This is a genomic window from Nocardioides yefusunii (assembly GCF_004014875.1).
GTDB classification, from domain to species: Bacteria; Actinomycetota; Actinomycetes; order Propionibacteriales; family Nocardioidaceae; genus Nocardioides; species Nocardioides yefusunii.
On the sequence record NZ_CP034929.1, the window covers coordinates 13,379 to 29,631 of the forward strand.

Sequence of the window (16,253 nt, forward strand, 5' to 3'; positions counted from 1 at the left end):
GCCCGCGCCCGTACGGGCGTGAGCAGGGCGACGTCTCGACGGACGCGGCTGCTCCACCACACGCCACCTAGACTCGAGGCGTGAAGATCCCCGTGCTGCTCCGTCCGGTGGCTCTCGGGGCCCACGTCGCAGGCATCGTCCTCTCCTCCGCGGCCGTCGGTCTCGGGCTGTGGCAGCTCAACACGTGGGAGGACCGTCGCGACGACGCGTCCACCGAACGCATCGAGCGCTCGGCCGAGCCGTTGGTCGACGTCATCGGCCCCGACCAGCCGTTCCAGAAGGACCAGGTGGCTCGTTCGGTCACCGCCCAGGGCGAATGGCTCACCGACCGCACCGTCTACGTCCCCGACCGGGACCGTGACGGCGTCGAGGGCCACTGGGTGATCACGATGTTCGCCGTCGACGGCAGCGAGTCCGCGATCCCCGTCGTGCGAGGCTGGATCGAGGAGATCGATCCCCGTCCCGTCGCGCCCACCGGCCAGGCGTCCCTGGCGGGCTGGCTCCAGCCGCCCGAGGGCAAGGCCGGGATGCCCGACGACGACCCCACCGACGACGTCATCCCGCAGGTGCGGATGGCCGACCTGGTCCAGCACGTCGACCGCGACCTCTACGGCGGCTACCTGCTGCTCGACCACGACATCCAGGACGTCGACGCGAGCACCAGCAACGGCGGCGTCGAGTCGTTGGAGTCCGTCGACCTCACCCAGGTCCCCGAGGTCTCCGCGACCACCGGTTGGCGCAACTTCCTCTACGCGATGGAGTGGTGGATCTTCGCCGGTTTCGCGCTGTTCATCTGGCTGCGCTGGTGCCGGGACGAGGTGCTGCGGGTGCGCGAGGAGGAAGCTGCTCAGTACGCTCCCGCAGAGCCCACCGCAGAGCCTGTCGAAGCCGTCGACGAGCGGCGTGAGGACACCCACGCCGCCACCGACGCCTGAACCGTTGCGGCGCGTCGGTACTCTCGAAACGTGAAGAAGGCTCTGTTCCGCTACCGACTCATGGCCTACATCGTCGGTGTGCTGCTGATCGTCCTGTGCCTCGTCGGCGTGCCGCTGTCGAACTTCGACGGCCAGCCCCTGTGGGGCGTCGACGCGATCGGCACCCCCAACTGGTTCGACGAGGGCAGCAACGCCGAGAAGGCCGGCTCGTTCATCACCAGCTGGCTGGGCACCCTGCACGGCTGGCTCTACATGATCTTCCTGGTGATGGCCTTCTCGCTCTCGCGCAAGGCGAAGTGGTCGATGGGCTACACCCTCGGCATCCTCGTCGCCGGCACGATCCCGGTGGTCTCGTTCTGGGCCGAGCACAAGGCGAGCACCCGGATCAAGAACGACTTCCCCGACGAGTTCGCCGCCTGACGGCCGGCTCCACGGACGCAGCGCTCCGCGGACGAGAGGCCCACCCCGCACGCCGGGGTGGGCCTCTCGTCCGTTCTCAGCAGAGCGAACTCAGTCCAGCGCGTCGCCGGTCTTGCCCGGCTTGTAGGGCGCCGGCTCGTCGGAGGCGATCATCGGGTCGGACTGGGAGTCGAGGTGGTCGTGCGGCCACGGCTCCACCTCGGGGCTCGTGGTCTCGCCCTCACCGTGCGCGGCTTCCTCCTCGTCAGCTGCGTGAGTGGGTGCGGGAGCCGCAGGCGTGGCCTTCGGGACCGGCGGCGGGGTGTACGGCGCGGTGCTGTGCGACCCGCCGGTCGAGCCACCGGCGACGAACTTCTTGTAGACCACTGCGACGGCGGCAGCCAGCGCCCCGATGACGAACAGCTTCCCGAAGACGCCGCCCTTCTTCTTCGACTTCTTCGGGGCCTTGCCGTGGTTCTTCACCGCGGCCGCGGCGGCAGCGGTGGTGGCGCTCAGTGCGGCTGACTTGCGACGCGCGGACTTCTCCAGCTTCTTGCGGGAGTCCTTCGTGGCGGACTTCGCGTCCTTCTTCGCGGACCTGGACTGCTTGCGGGCGTCCTTGGAGACCTTGCGCGACGTCTTGGCGGCCTTCTTCTCGACCTCGGCGCCCTTCTCGCGGGCGACCGCGCGTGCGTCGTCCACGGACGAGGTGAGGCTGGCCGCGGCGGTGCCGGCGACCTCCTTGCCCTTGTCGACCAGGGGCGCGGCACGGTCGAGACCGTCCTTGCCCAGGGCGACGGCCTTGTCCGCCGCGGCCTCCAGGTGCGGCTGGACCTGTTCGGCGACGTCCTGCACCACGTCATGAGCCTGTTCGAGCAGTGACTTCTTGCTGCGGACACCCATCGGTGTCACCTCCCCAGAAACGACCGTTGGCGACGTGGACCCGGGTCGGGCCACGCCGGCTCCCATCCCAACACAGGACACAAGGCTGCGCCAGAGGTCTGGTCCCGTGGGGAAAGTGGGTCCCGCGTGGGAAGATCTGGGGCAGCAAGCACGGAACCCCAACAGATGCGGAGAGACGCCAAGATGTCTGAGCTCAAGGCCACCCTGAAGACGAACAAGGGTGACATCGTCATCAACCTGTTCCCGAACCACGCTCCCAAGACGGTCGAGAACTTCGTCGGCCTCGCCGAGGGCACCAAGGAGTTCAAGGACGACGCCGGTCGTTCGGGCGTCAAGTACTACGACGGCCTCGGCTTCCACCGCGTCATCGACAACTTCATGATCCAGGGCGGCTGCCCGCTCGGCACCGGCACCGGCGGCCCGGGTTACAAGTTCGGTGACGAGCCGCACCCCGAGCTGACCTTCGACAAGCCGTACCTGCTCGCCATGGCGAACGCCGGCCCGGGCACCAACGGCTCGCAGTTCTTCATCACCACCGCGGCCACCACCTGGCTGAACTTCAAGCACACCATCTTCGGCGAGGTCGCCGACGACGCCTCCAAGGCCGTCGTCGACGCCATCGGCACCGCCCCGGTCGGCCGCCAGGACCGCCCGATCGAGCCGATCACCATCGAGTCCGTCGAGATCACCCGCTGATCTTCAGCTCCACCCACGAGGGGTGGCCAGGGGAAGGAACCCAGTGACCCAACCGAGCGACCCCTCGCAGTCCCCGTCCGGGGCGCCGCAGTGCATGCGGCACCCCGGACGGGAGACCTGGATCCGCTGCCAGCGGTGCGAGCGTCCGATCTGCCCGGACTGCATGAACCAAGCGGCCGTCGGCTTCCAGTGCCCCGACTGTGTCGCGCAGGGGGTCAAGCAGACCCGTCAGGGCATGCTCCCCTTCGGTGGGCGTGCCTCCCGTGACCCGCGCACGGTCACGATCGCGCTGATCGCGATCAACATCGCCGTCTTCGTCCTCGTCCGGGCGACCGGCGGTCTCACCTCGAAGCTCGCTTCGGCGCTGATGCTGACGCCGGTGGGCAGCTGCTCCGCGGTCGACGGCTCGGGGTGGTACCCCAGCGTCACCTCCGGGGACCTCTGCACCTCCTACGGGCTGTCGTGGTCGCCCGGATTCACCGACGGAGCGCTCTGGCAGATCCTCAGCCACGGCTTCGTGCACCAGGAGTTCCTGCACATCGCGATGAACCTGCTCGCGCTGTGGGTCCTGGGCCCCAATCTTGAACGTGTGCTGGGTCGCAGTCGCTTCCTGGCGGTCTACCTCGTCTCGGTCTTCGTGGCCGGTGTGACGATCATGTGGTTCGCTGAGCCCTACCAGTCGACGCTGGGCGCCTCCAGCGGCGTCTTCGGGCTCCTGGGGGCCACGCTGGTGCTGGTGTGGAAGGTCGGCGGGGACGTGCGCAGCATGGCGGGTCTGCTGGCGGTCAACGTCGCGATCACGCTCTTCGTCCCGAACATCTCGTGGCAGGGTCACCTCGGCGGCTTCGTCGGTGGCGCATTGGTGGCGCTGCTGATGGTGCTCACGCCGCGGGGCGAGCGTCGGTCGACGCTCCAGTGGAGTGGCGTGGCACTGCTCGTCGTCATCGCGGGAGCGTTGTTGGTGGCGAGGACGGCACAGTTGCTCCCTGCCTGAGGACGACGCCCGGAAATCTGTGGAGAAACGGCCCCTTCGGGGGCCGTTTTTCACGTTTCCTGTGGAAAAACCACCCCCGAACGGGGGCATGAACAGGTTCTCCACAGGCGTGTGGAGAACGCTGACCTCGGCAAATGTGCAGAAATCGCGCTCAGGAAACCGTATTTCCGGTACTTAATGCACAGGCAGTGGAGAACTTGTGAATAACTACAGGTCTGTAACTCCTCCACAGGGTTGTTCACAACTGTGGATAACACTTCTGTGGAAAACCAGAGCGGCCGCGACCCTGTGGGTCGCGGCCGCTCTGCGGTCCTGCTGAGCCTGGCTCAGGCGGGGATCACTCCCACTTCGTGGCGTAGGTGAAGCCCACGGCCAGGAAGGCGATGCCGACCAGGATGTTGTAGTTGCCGAGGTCGTTCATGACCCAGATCGAGTCGAGTGTCTGGTTCTGGAACACGTAGAACGTGCAGATCCAGATCATGCCCAGCAGGAAGCACCCCAGCATGCCCACGACGACGCCGCGGCCACGGCCCAGCGGGGTCGAGGGGTGCGCCGCGGTGGCAAGACCGACCATCAGCAGGCCGAAGCCGATGCAGTAGCTCCACAGGCCGATGTCGTCGACCCACTTCGGCCCACCCGGCTTCGCGCCGTCGGTGACCGCAGCGATCGGGTCGACCCGGACCACGGTGTACTGGAAGACGATCCACGCGATGCCCGCGAGCACCAGCAGCAGTGAAATGACGAATCGGACGGACAGGAACTTTTCCTTCGGGATGCCCGTTGCGTCGAGCTTGTCCTTCGTGCTGGACACCTGGTGCTCCTCATGAGTGCGGTGACGTGGTGGATGGATGCGGAGTCCGTGGCCGGTGTTGCGTTCGGCCACACTTGCCCCGCGCGGTTAGCGTAGTCGCCATGAGTGAAGGTGCGGAGCCGTCCCCGGAGACGAAGCGCCCGCTGACGCCTTCTGAACGCCGCTGGAAACTGGCCACGCCTGTCGTCGTGCTGCTCGGGGCATCCCTCTGCGTGGTTTCCGCGGCCAACAGCGACGGCATCGACCTGCGGCCCAGCAAGTTCACCGACATCGCCTCGATCGTCGAAGCTGAGTCGGCCGAGCTCACCGAGCTCAACGAACGGGCTGCCGATCTCGACCAGGAGGTCGCCCTGCTGACCGCCAGCGTCGGGGACCGCACCGTGAGCCGGTACAACCGTCGGATCGCCGTCCTGGAGGACCCCGCGGGTCTCACCACCCGCCGTGGCGCAGGCGTCACCGTCACCCTCACCGACGCACCCGCCGAGATCATGGACGGCACCTCGCGTGACCTCAACGAACTCGTCGTCCACCAGCAGGACATCCAGGCGGTCGTGAACGCACTCTGGCGTGGCGGAGCAACCGCGGTGACCGTGCAGGGGCAGCGGATCATCTCCACCACCGGCATCAAGTGCTCGGGGAACACTGTCCAGCTCGAAGGTGTCCCGTACTCCCCGCCGTACGTGATCAGCGCGATCGGGAACCAGCTCGACCTCTTCAAGTCCGTCGAGGGCGACGACTACCTCGACCTCTACCGGGCCGCCGCGCAGGACCCCGAGGTCCGCGTCGGGTGGGACATCCGCCTGGAGTCCTTCCTCGAGGCGCCCGCCTACGACGGCGTCCCCAACCTCAGCTACGCCGTCCCGCTGGACTCCTGAACCGAGCCACGGCCCGGCACGACGAAGCCCCCACGACCGCCGGATGATCCGGCTGGTGGTGGAGGCTTCGTCGTACGTCGGGGGAGGGGATCAGTCGTCCTCGTCCTCGTCATCGGGGGAGGGGCTCTGCGAACCGCTGGGGGATCCGCTGGGAGAACCACTCGGCGAACCACTCGGCGAACCGCTGGGGGATCCGCTCGGCGACGGCTTCTCGGGCGGCTCGTAGGTGGAGACGAACAGGGTCACCAGCGTGCCCTGACGCTCAGGACGCGAGGTCGGGGACTGTCGGATGACGGTTCCCTTCTTCTCCTTGGTGTCCGCCCACGGCACGACGTCGACGGAGAACCCTGCCGACTCCGCCATCCGGGTCGCGGCCGCCTGGTCCAGGCCCACCACGTCGGGGACGGTCGTGGGACCGGTGGAGACGAAGATCGTCACGACGGTGCCCTCGGCGACCGACTTGAACGCGGACGGCTCGGTGCGGACCACTTCGTCCTTGGGGTCGTCGGACTTCTCGACCTTCACCTTGACCTCGAGGTTGAGGTTGCCCAGCTTCTCGCTGGCCTCGTCCTTCGCGACACCGGTCAGGTTGGGGACCTCGACCTCCGGCGGACCGGTGGAGATGACGAAGTCGACGCGGGTGCCGGGCGCGATGTAGCCGCCCGAAGGGTCCTGGCTGATGACCTTGCCCTTGGGGACGTCGTCGGAGGTGCCGTAGGTGATGTTGCCGACCACCAGATCGGCCTTCCCGATCTCGGTGCGTGCCTCGTCGGCGGTCTTGGTGACCACCGAGGGGACCGCGACCTCCTCGGGGGCCGTGTCGAACATGCGCGGCAGCACGAACGCGCCGAGCACGAAGACCGCCATCACCAGCAGGCCCACGAAGATCGCGAGGCTGTTGCGGGCCTTGCGCTCCTCCACGTCGACGCGCGGCGTCGCGGCGGTCGGACGCGGCGTCACCGTGGTGCGCTCGGCCGAGGACGGCGGCTGCGGCACCGGCGCGCCCTGGACGGGGTGGCCGGCGAGGTGACGCTCGATGTCCTGACGCATCGCGGCGGCGGACTGGTAGCGGTCCTCGACCCGCTTGGCGAGGGCCTTGAGGACGATCGTGTCGGCCTCCGGCGGGAGCGAGGGATCCACCTGGGTCGGCGGGACGACGGGCTCACGCACGTGCTGGTAGGCCACCGAGACCGGCGACTCACCGATGAACGGCGGACGGCCCGTCAGGAGCTCGTAGAGCACGCAGCCGGTGGAGTAGACGTCGGAACGGGAGTCGACGGTCTCGCCGCGCGCCTGCTCGGGGGAGAGGTACTGGGCGGTGCCGACGACGGCCGAGGTCTGCGTCATCGTGTTCGCGGCGTCGGAGATGGCACGGGCGATGCCGAAGTCCATCACCTTCACGTCGCCGGCCGGGGTCAGCATGACGTTGCCCGGCTTGATGTCGCGGTGCACGATGCCGGCACGGTGGCTGTAGTCGAGCGCGGTCAGGATGCCGGAGACGATCTCCATGGCCCGCTCGGGCAAGATCTTGCGGCCCTCGCGCAGGACGTCACGCAGGGTGCGCCCGGCGACGTACTCCATCACGATGTAGGGCTGCGCGACGCCGCCGTCGGCGTTGTCCACCCACTCCTCGCCGGTGTCGTAGACCGACACGATGGCGGGGTGGTTGAGGCTGGCCGAGGACTGCGCCTCACGCCGGAACCGGGCCTGGAACGTGGCGTCCGAGGCCAGGTCGGTCCGCAGACGCTTCACCGCGACCGTGCGGCCCAGCCGGGTGTCGACACCCTTGCGCACCTCGGCCATGCCGCCACGACCGAGCAGCTCGGCGAGCTCGTAGCGTCCACCGACGGACGTCGGTTCGGGGGTGGTCATCACTGGCCTCTCAGGACAGGCTCGGACACCGTCGGATCAACCTCGTCCGTCGGGGCCTCGGTGGGCGTCGGGGTGGGCGTCGGCGTCGGCGTCGGAGTGGGCGTCGGCGTCGGAGTGGGCGTCGGCGTCGGCGTCGGCGTGGGCTCCGGGGTGGGCTCCGGGGTGGGTTCCGGTTCCGGTTCCGGAGCGGCACCCCAGAACGTCACCGTCACGCGGTCGCCGGTCTCGAGACGTCCGGACGGATCGACGCCGGTGACGCGCCCCTCCCGCTCGCTGCCCGGGTTGGTCTGCGGCTCACGGTCGACGCGCAGACCCAAGGAGCGCAGCTCGGAGTAGACGTCCTCGACGTCGCGTCCCACGTACTGATCGGCGTCGACCCGGACCGTCTCGGGCTCGTCGTCGTCGACGTCGTCGGTGGGTGTCGCGCTCGGCGTCGGGGACTCGACCGGTTCGTCGGGCGTGTCCTTGCCTCCGCTGGCCAGGAACCAGGCGACCAGCGCGAGGACCACGACGAGGGCGGCCAGTCCACCCAGGACCCAGCCCATGACCGACTTCTTCTCCGGTTCCTCGGGCAACGGCACCGCACCGGTGGCCGCGCCGAGGACAGCCTGGGTGCCCGTCGTCGGGTCGTAGGCGGCGGGAGCGACTGCGGTGGGCGGTGCGATCACGGTGGTCTCGGGGGTGACGGGGAAGACCGGTGCGACCTGGGTCGGCATGCCCACCATCGCGGTGGCCGGGTTGCGCAACGCTGCGGCGAACTCGTCACCGGTGCGGTAACGCACCTCGGGGTTCTTCTCCAGGGCGCGCATCACCACGGCGGCCAGGTCGGCAGGGATCGTGTCGGGCAGCGGCGGCACCGGGTTGCGCAGGTGCGCGAGCGCGGTCGCGACGGCCGACTCGGCCTCGAACGGACGACGTCCGGCCAGGCACTCGTAGGTCACCACGCCCAGGGAGTAGACGTCGGAGGCGGACGTGGCCCGCTTGCCCTCGGCCTGCTCGGGGGAGAGGTACTGCGGGGTGCCCATCACCTGACCGGTCTCGGTGAGCGCGACCGCCTCGACGGCGCGTGCGATCCCGAAGTCGGTGACCTTGATCCGGCGCTCGGGGGTGACGAGCAGGTTGCCCGGCTTCACGTCACGGTGCACGATCCCGGCACGGTGGGCCGCGCCCAGGGCGTCACCGACCTGGGCCATCAGGTCACGCACGACGGCGGGGTCCATCACGGCACCGGGACGGATCAGGTTGTTCAGCGGCTGGCCCTCGACGAGCTCCATCACCAGGTAGGGACGGCGCACTCCCTGCAGGGGAGCGGACTCGCCGACGTCGTAGACCGCTGCGACCCCGGGGTGGGTCAGGGCCGCCGCGTGGCGTGCCTCGGCCTCGAAACGGGAGCGGAAGAGGGTGTCGTCAGCCAGTTCGGCCTTGAGGAGCTTGACCGCGACCTCGCGGCCCAGAGCGGTGTCGGTGGCGCGCCAGACCTCACCCATGCCGCCGGCGGCGATCCGGGTGCCCAGGAGGTACCTGTGGGCATCGTCCACGTGGATGTCGAGTGCGTTCATCGGTTGATCACCGCTTCCATCACAGCTTTCGCGATCGGTCCGCCGAGCTTGCCGCCCGCGACCTCGCCGCGGTCGACGTCGGCGCTCTGGATCATCACCGCGACGGCGACCTCAGGGTCGTAGGCCGGCGCGTACGAGGTGAACCATGCGTACGGGGGGACGTGGTCGATTCCGGACTGGGCAGTGCCGGTCTTGCCGGCCACCTTCACACCCCTGATCGCGGCGGGGGAGGCAGTGCCGGAGTCGACGGTGGCGACGAGGAGGTCGGTGAGCTGCTTGGCGGTCTTGGCCGACGTCGCGCGGCTCAGTTCCTTCGGGTCGTTCTGGTCGAGCACGTTGAGCGAGGGGGTGGAGAGCTCGTCGACGAGGTAGGGCTTCATGACGACGCCGTCGTTGGCGATGCCGGCCGCGACCATCGCCATCTGCAGCGGCGTCGCGGCGACCTCGAACTGGCCGATGCCGGTCTGGCCGGTCTCGGCGGGGTCGGTGTCGGCGGGGAAGTTGGACTCCACCTGGTCGAGATCGTCGAGGTAGACCTTGCCGAAGCCGAACTTCGTGGCCTGCTTGGCCATGTTCTTGCCACCGACCTCGACGGCCAGCTGCGCGAACGTGGTGTTGCAGGACTGCCCCATCGCCTGGGCGAAGGAGACCTTCTTCTTGCCGCAGGAACGGCCGCCGTTGTCGATCTCGCCGGTCTCACCCTTGGTGCCGGGCAGCTGGTAGGTGTCGCCACCGGGGACCTGCGAGGTCGAGCTGTAGCCCTCGTACTCCATCGCGGCCGCGGCAGTGACCAGCTTGAACGTCGAACCGGGCGGCAGACGCAGCTGTGTGGCCCGGTTGACGAGCGGCTGGGTGGGGTCGGCGTTGAGCTTGTCGTGGACCTTGTTGACGTTGTTGAGGTCGTGGTCGGCGAGCTTGTTGACGTCGTAGCTGGGCAGCGACACCATCGCCAGGACCTTGCCGGTCTTCGGCTCGATCGCGACCACGGCGCCCTGCACCTTGCCGGGCAGCGCGGAGAGACCGTCGTAGGCCGCCTTCTGCGCCGCCGCGTCAATGGTCAGTTCGACGTTGCCGCCCTTGGGGGAGCGGTTGGCGAGCATGTCGACGACGCGGTTCACGAAGAGGCGGGAGTCGTCACCGGAGAGCACCTCGGCCTGCGAACGCTCCAGACCCGTCGAGCCGTAGTAGTTGAAGCGGCCCGTGACGTGGGCGTACAGACGCGGCTGCGGGTACTCGCGCTGGAACTCGTAGCGGCTCTCGACCGGCACGGACTGCGCGACCGGGTCGCGGCCCACCAGGATCGCGCCGCGTTCGCGGGAGAACTGCTCGTCGATGACGCGCTTGTTGTACTTCGACTCAGCCAGTTCGGGCGCGTCGAAGACCTGCAGCTTGGTCACGTTGGCCATCAGGGCCACGAACAGCAGCAGGCAGAAGACCGAGATCGTGCGGATCGGCTTGTTCATCGCAGACGCACCACCTGGGTGGACTCGGAGTCGTCGGGGGCGGCGTGCGGCGTCAGGTCCGGCGGGGGCTTGCGGGCGTGGTCGGAGACCCGCGCCAGCAACGCCACGATGATCCAGTTCGCGATCAACGACGAACCACCGTAGGAGAGGAACGGGGTGGTGAGACCGGTCAGCGGGATCAGGCCGGTGACGCCACCGATGACGACGAAGACCTGCAGCGCGATGACCGCACCCAGACCCGTCGCCAGGAGCTTGCCGAAGCCGTCACGACAGATCAGCGCGGTGCGCAGGGCACGCTCCACGATCAGGCCGTAGCAGAGCAGCAGCGCCATGACGGCGGTCAGGCCGAGCTCCTCGCCGATCGCGGCGATGATGAAGTCGGACTCGACGACGGGGATCAGCCACGGCTTGCCCTCACCGAAACCACGGCCCATCAGGCCGCCCCACGCCATGCCGAACATCGAGTCGACGAGCTGACCTGAACCGGGCAGGGACTGGTAGTAGTCCATCGGGTCGCGCCAGATCCGCACACGGTTCTGGACGTGCCCGAAGAATGTGTACGCAGCCGTCGCACCGACGACGAAGAGGATGCCGCCGACGACGAGCCACCCCGACCGTTCGGTGGAGACGTAGAGCAGCACCAGGAACAGGCCGAAGAAGAGCAGCGCCGAACCGAGGTCCTTCTGGACGCCCAGGATGCCGATGCAGACCAGCCACATCGCCAGGATCGGCCCCAGGTCGCGTCCACGGGGAAGGTCGACGAACAGCACCCGACGTCCGGCCAGGGCCAACGCGTCGCGGTGCTGGACCAGGTAGCCGGCGAAGGTGATGACGAGCAGCACCTTCGCGATCTCGCCGGGCTGGAACGTCATCCCGCCGATCTTGATCCAGATGTTGGCGCCGAGCGTCGAGTGGCCGATGCCGGGGACCATCGGGAGCAGCAGCAGCACCAACGCAGCCAGGGCCGACGTGTAGGTGAAGCGTTGCAGCAGCCGGTGGTCGCGTACGACGACCATCGTGGCCACGAACAGGCCCACGCCGAGCGTCATCCACACCAACTGTTGCTGTGCGAGGCCGCCGTCGAAGCGGCCACGCGCCAGGTCGATGCGGTGGATCACCGCCAACCCCAACCCGTTCAACGCCGCCACCAGAGGCAGCAGGACCGGGTCGGCGTAGGGCGCGGTGAAGCGCAACGTCACGTGGCACACCAGCACCAGCGCAGAGAGCCAGCCGCCGTAGGTCAGGATGTCGACAGGGATCTCACCCTGCACACCCAGCCCGACCGCGGCGTAGGCACCGATGCCGACCGCGAGCGCGATCAGCAGCAGGAACAGTTCCGCGCCACGACGGCTGCGGTGGACGAAACCCATCAGGACACCCGGCTGTGCGGGGTCCCCGGTCTTGCGAAGAGCCACACTCACGTCACTGCACCCGCTTCGTACCCAGGTTGTCGACGGTGTCGCGCGCTGTCGTCAGATCCTTGGCGGTGATGCCGTCACGGACCAGGTCGGCGTCGTACTGGGCCAGGTCCGTGACGAGGACGTTGGACGTCTCGTACGGCTGGGACAGTTCGATGCCGGGGAGGCTGGCGTCGACGCCACGGAAGATCGTCACGGCACCCTCGTGCTCACCGACGTAGAACTGCTTCTGGCTCCACGACCACGCAGCGACGCCGGCCACCCACACCAGACCCAGCAGGGCCACGGTGATGAAGATGCGCTTCAACCAGTCGAAACGACGCGGCTCGCGCGGGGCGTACCGGACCAGTTCCTCGTCGAGCGGAGCGGACGGGGCCGCAGCAGTGCCGGCCGAGGCGGCGGGAGCAGCAGGAGCCGCGACGGCCGCGACCCGGGCCGAGGTGTTGGCCTCGGGCAGACGCGGCTGGTCGGCGGCAGCGCCCACCAGCAGCGGCGACAGGTTGGGGTCACGGGTCGCATCGGGTGCGATGACGTCGGCGACCACACAGGTCACGTTGTCACTGGAGCCGGCCTCGAGGGAGGACTGCACCAGCTCGACCGCGGCGAAGTCAGGGGTGCCCTCGGCCAGCAGGACCGTCAGGGCGGTGTCGTCGAGGACGCCGCAGGCGCCGTCGGAGCACAACAGGAGGCGGTCGCCGACCCGCAGCGGGACGCTGAACAGGTCGGGTTCGGGGTCACGGACCCCGTCGACGGCCTTCAGGATCAGGTTGCGGTGCGGGTGCACCCGGGCCTCGGCCTCGGTGATGCGACCTTCGTCGACGAGCGACTGCACGAACGTGTGGTCGTGGGTCAGCTGGGTCAGGACGCCGTCGCGCAGCAGGTAGGCGCGCGAGTCACCGACGTGACCCAGGTGGATGCTGCCGCCGTCGAAGAGCGCGACCGTCGCGGTGGTCGAGGTGCCCGAGAGGGACTCGTCCTGCTCGGCCAGCTCACCGATCATGTCGGTGGCCCGCTGGATCGCACCCGCGACCCGCTCCAGACCGTCGGCTGCGCCGGGCTCGTCGAGACGACGCAACGCACGCACCGCCGTCGAGGAGGCGATGTCGCCGCGAGCAGCGCCACCGACGCCGTCGCAGACGACGAGGAGGTGCTCGCCGGCGTAGCCGGAGTCCTGGTTGTCCTTGCGGACCCGACCGACGTCGGACAACGCCGACCAGTCCAGACGCAGGTCGTGGGCGACCACGTCGTCGGGGAGCGAAGCCGTGCGCGGCGCCGGGACGATCGGGCGCATCACGGTCGGCTCGGCCTCGACGTGCGTCGGGGACCCGGGGTCGGTGGAGGGCTGGATCGTGGGCCGGTCGTCGCTCCGGTCGTCGTTCTGCGTCACCGGGTCACTTCCTCAACTCGAGGACGGTCTTGCCCACGCGCACCTGCATGCCGGAGTTCGCGGCGAGCGGTTCGGTCAGGCGCGTCGGCCCGACGTAGGTGCCGTTGGTGGAACCGAGGTCCTCGACGTACCAGGCGTCACCCGAGGACGCGATGCGGGCGTGGCGGGTGGAGACGTAGTCGTCGTCGAGACGGATCGCGGCGTCACTGCCACGACCGATCAGGACCGGTGCGGAGTTCAGTTCGGCACGAGCGCCGACGTTGCTGCCCTCCACCACGACGACGTGGGTGGGCATGCCGCGGCGTCGGGCCGGGGGCTTGGGTGAGCGCGGTGTGCGACGGCCGGTGGGGGCCGTCTGCGGGATCCGGGCGCCGAACATGTCGGAGCGGACCACCGAGACCGCCGACAGGACGAAGATCCACAGCACCGCCAGGTAGGCGAACTTGATCAGGAACAGGGTGATCTCGGACATCGACGTCAGCTCCGTTCCGGCTCGATGTGCACGACGATGTCGGTGTTGCCGATCCGGACGACGGTGCCCTCGCGCAGTGCGGCGCGGGTCATGGAGTGACCGTTGACCGTCATGCCGTTGGTGGAGCCGAGGTCGGTGGCGACCACCTGGACGGTGCCGTCGGGGTGGGTGGAGATCTCGAACTCGACGTGCTTGCGGCTCACGCCGGGGTCGTTGATCCGGATGTCGGCCTCCGAACCGCGACCGATCACCAGACCGGGAGCGAGGAGCGGGTGCCGGGTGCCGTTGATCTCCAGGACCGCGTCGGGCGTGCGGAGTCGCTGGCGCGCCGGCGGCTGTGGGCCGGTGACCGAGGCCTTCGCGGCGGAGAGGATGCGGAAACGACCGGTGGTGAGGTCGTCGGCGCGGTCGAACGCGATCGAGACGTCGCCGGGGAAGACGTATCCCTGCGCGGCGGCGTGCTCCTCGAGCTGCTCGGCCAGGTCACGGGCCATCGCGTCGTCGTACTGGGCCAGACGCTCGAAGTCGGCTGCGGAGAGCTCGACCCGGAAGTCGTTGGGGACCAGACGACGGTCGCGGCTGAGGATCTGGGAGTTGTTGTCGACCTCGCGCTGGAGCGCGGCGGAGAGCTCCACCGGCTGCACTGCGCTGCGGAAGGCGCGGGCGAAGACGCCGGAGACAAGGTCCTCCAGGCGCTGCTCGAAACGCTGCAGGGCTCCCACGACCCACCTCCTCCATGTTGGTTCCTGAGCACCGCCGGGCGGCGCTGTCGGCATACGCGCGAGGGCGTACGTGCAGTGAGACCACACACGTGGCCTGCCGTGATCGTATCCGCGCAGCCTTGCCGCCACGTGTTCCCACGACGAGCAAGTGGACGAACCTACCGGTTCGCACCCGGTGGTCCGGACGACGTCGTGTCGCGCGAGGTGGCGTACGGACGCTGCTCGACGGTGCGCTCCACTGTGCGTTCAGGCGTGATTTCAGGCGTGGAACGGCTGCGAGAGGGCCACAACTGCGCCCCGGTTTGGGCGTATCGCTCCCGGTGGGATACGTTTCTCTCATCAAGCGCGAGTGGCGGAATAGGCAGACGCGCACGGTTCAGGTCCGTGTGCCCGAAAGGGCGTGGGGGTTCAACTCCCCCCTCGCGCACGCTTGATCAGAAGCCCCGGTCATCAGACCGGGGCTTCTGTCATTTCCGGTGGACAGGATGGCGAATAACGCGCGAAGTGATTCTCTTGGTCGTTGAATGGTCCGCGTGCCCGCAGAAATCACCCACCCAGAACACTTGCCGACTCGGCTGAGCCGGATCCGGGGACTGTGTCTGGGACTAGCTCTCGGCGACGCTCTGGGGAACGCCACGGCTGATGAGCGTGACGGTTCGGGGCCGTTGGTGGCCGGCGTCGCAACTGAGCTCGCTGCATGGAGCATTGAGGGAACCCAGCGCAACTACGTGCGCTACGGAATCCTGCATGCTGACCTTGTCGAGGTCGGGTTGTACGGCTATCAGAGGTGGTTCGAGCAGCGCGGCTACCCGGAGCCGCGGCTCAAGACTTGGGTGCCGAGGTTCTTGGCAGGCTTCGCTGACGGATCGCGGCCCTGGCCCAACGGATGGCTGTGGGAGGACCCCGCCATGGGCACCGGCCGCGGCAAGTCTCCAACGACGATCGCTGCCTTGCAGCAAGGACGTCCGGTTCGGAGCGCTGGGTGCCAAGCTCTGATACGGGTGTTGCCTGTGGCAGCGTTCACGCAACTGGAGCGCCCAGTGGGGGCTAGCGGCTACTCAGAACTCCTGGGTGCGGGTGACTCTCCGTATGCGGCGTACGTGGAGATGTGGGCGCGCAACTTGGCGTTGCTCACCCATGACGATGGGGAGTCCCAGCGGTTGTCGGGTCTCGGAGTTCGCTTGGTCGCTGCGATGCTCCAGCGGTCGCGTTTGACGCTGGATGACCGGGTGCGCCAAGCCGTCGAGGAGCCTCACCTCGTCCGTGAACCGATGGCTGACGCTTCACGGAGAGACCTCGTGTCGGTGCTTGAGGCACCTCGAGCAGATCTCTCCGTGCTTCGCGGGTTGGCGCCGGACACCTCTGCGCGATCCGCACTACTCGGTGGCCTCTATGCCGCGATGAGCTTCCCTGACGTCTGGGACGTCGGCCGGGCGCTGGACTTCGCGCTCCGTGCCCCGGATCCCGACTCGGTGGCTGCCGTCACGGGCGCCGTCCTGGGTGCCTTGTTCGGGTACGAGGCTCTCCCGACGTCGCTGCTACCTCGCCTCACGCACGGGTGGACCATGGACCGCCTCGCCATCGACCTCGACACCAGCCTCAGTGGTTTCCAGGCGCCTGCCTCTTGGAAGGAGGGTTGGCCGAGCGATCGTCCCGATCCTGACGTGTGGTGGGACAGCAAGTACCCGGGGGCTTGATCTCACGTATCTGCGAGCAATTTCAGGGAAGTCCCCTCACTGGCGGACTT

At 68.5% G+C, this 16,253-nt stretch carries 15 protein-coding genes and 1 tRNA gene; 7 read left to right on the top strand and 9 right to left on the bottom strand.

Annotated features, from left to right (window positions below; translation table 11 throughout):
* Positions 1–80: 80 nt before the first annotated feature.
* Both EOV43_RS00060 and EOV43_RS00065 read left to right on the top strand, forming a co-directional pair.
* Positions 81–935 (top strand): SURF1 family protein, encoded by an 855-nt coding sequence (locus EOV43_RS00060; RefSeq protein WP_128219120.1) that lies wholly within the window; start codon positions 81–83, stop codon positions 933–935.
* Between the two features lie 30 nt (positions 936–965).
* Complete coding sequence (locus EOV43_RS00065; RefSeq protein WP_128219121.1) at positions 966–1,355, top strand: DUF3817 domain-containing protein; 390 nt, start codon at positions 966–968, stop codon at positions 1,353–1,355.
* Positions 1,356–1,445: 90 nt separating this feature from the next.
* On the opposite strand, the gene EOV43_RS00070 is transcribed toward EOV43_RS00065, so the two are convergent.
* The gene (locus EOV43_RS00070) at positions 1,446–2,237 is read right to left on the bottom strand and encodes a hypothetical protein (RefSeq protein WP_128219122.1); all 792 of its coding nucleotides are present in this window, start codon (positions 2,235–2,237) and stop codon (positions 1,446–1,448) included.
* A 183-nt stretch (positions 2,238–2,420) separates the two neighbouring features.
* Between EOV43_RS00070 and EOV43_RS00075 the strand changes: the two genes are divergently transcribed.
* Together EOV43_RS00075 and EOV43_RS00080 are read left to right on the top strand one after the other, a co-directional pair.
* On the top strand, positions 2,421–2,933 hold the full coding sequence (locus tag EOV43_RS00075; protein ID WP_128219123.1) for a peptidylprolyl isomerase: 513 nt from the start codon (positions 2,421–2,423) through the stop codon (positions 2,931–2,933).
* Between the two features lie 43 nt (positions 2,934–2,976).
* A complete protein-coding gene (locus EOV43_RS00080; RefSeq protein WP_128219124.1) occupies positions 2,977–3,927 on the top strand; it encodes a rhomboid family intramembrane serine protease in 951 nt (316 codons plus the stop codon).
* Between the two features lie 337 nt (positions 3,928–4,264).
* On the opposite strand, the gene EOV43_RS00085 is transcribed toward EOV43_RS00080, so the two are convergent.
* On the bottom strand, positions 4,265–4,738 hold the full coding sequence (locus EOV43_RS00085) for a cell division protein CrgA (protein ID WP_128219125.1): 474 nt from the start codon (positions 4,736–4,738) through the stop codon (positions 4,265–4,267).
* Between the two features lie 101 nt (positions 4,739–4,839).
* Here EOV43_RS00085 and EOV43_RS00090 point away from each other — a divergent pair, with 101 nt between their 5' ends.
* Positions 4,840–5,613, top strand: a complete 774-nt coding sequence (locus EOV43_RS00090; RefSeq protein WP_128219126.1) for a DUF881 domain-containing protein — start codon at positions 4,840–4,842, stop codon at positions 5,611–5,613.
* A 90-nt stretch (positions 5,614–5,703) separates the two neighbouring features.
* On the opposite strand, the gene pknB is transcribed toward EOV43_RS00090, so the two are convergent.
* The 7 genes from pknB to EOV43_RS00125 are packed head-to-tail and all read right to left on the bottom strand — an operon-like array spanning position 5,704 to position 14,506.
* Positions 5,704–7,485: a Stk1 family PASTA domain-containing Ser/Thr kinase gene (gene pknB, locus EOV43_RS00095; protein WP_128219127.1), complete on the bottom strand. Its 1,782-nt coding sequence runs from the start codon at positions 7,483–7,485 to the stop codon at positions 5,704–5,706.
* Positions 7,485–9,044, bottom strand: coding sequence for a protein kinase domain-containing protein (locus tag EOV43_RS00100; protein ID WP_128219128.1), 1,560 nt, complete (start codon positions 9,042–9,044; stop codon positions 7,485–7,487). The genes pknB and EOV43_RS00100 overlap by 1 nt, the downstream gene beginning before the upstream one ends.
* The gene (locus EOV43_RS00105) at positions 9,041–10,507 is read right to left on the bottom strand and encodes a peptidoglycan D,D-transpeptidase FtsI family protein (protein ID WP_128219129.1); all 1,467 of its coding nucleotides are present in this window, start codon (positions 10,505–10,507) and stop codon (positions 9,041–9,043) included. Before EOV43_RS00105 ends, EOV43_RS00100 begins: the two co-directional genes overlap by 4 nt.
* On the bottom strand, positions 10,504–11,877 hold the full coding sequence (locus EOV43_RS00110; protein WP_128222051.1) for an FtsW/RodA/SpoVE family cell cycle protein: 1,374 nt from the start codon (positions 11,875–11,877) through the stop codon (positions 10,504–10,506). The genes EOV43_RS00105 and EOV43_RS00110 overlap by 4 nt, the downstream gene beginning before the upstream one ends.
* A gap of 52 nt (positions 11,878–11,929) precedes the next feature.
* Positions 11,930–13,312, bottom strand: a complete 1,383-nt coding sequence (locus EOV43_RS00115) for a PP2C family protein-serine/threonine phosphatase (RefSeq protein WP_239022155.1) — start codon at positions 13,310–13,312, stop codon at positions 11,930–11,932.
* Between the two features lie 4 nt (positions 13,313–13,316).
* On the bottom strand, positions 13,317–13,784 hold the full coding sequence (locus tag EOV43_RS00120; protein ID WP_128219130.1) for an FHA domain-containing protein FhaB/FipA: 468 nt from the start codon (positions 13,782–13,784) through the stop codon (positions 13,317–13,319).
* 5 nt (positions 13,785–13,789) lie between these two features.
* Positions 13,790–14,506, bottom strand: coding sequence for an FhaA domain-containing protein (locus EOV43_RS00125; protein WP_128219131.1), 717 nt, complete (start codon positions 14,504–14,506; stop codon positions 13,790–13,792).
* Between the two features lie 343 nt (positions 14,507–14,849).
* Here EOV43_RS00125 and EOV43_RS00130 point away from each other — a divergent pair.
* Positions 14,850–14,933, top strand: a tRNA-Leu gene (locus EOV43_RS00130).
* Between the two features lie 106 nt (positions 14,934–15,039).
* Positions 15,040–16,203, top strand: coding sequence for an ADP-ribosylglycohydrolase family protein (locus tag EOV43_RS00135; RefSeq protein ID WP_164878744.1), 1,164 nt, complete (start codon positions 15,040–15,042; stop codon positions 16,201–16,203).
* Positions 16,204–16,253: the final 50 nt, after the last annotated feature.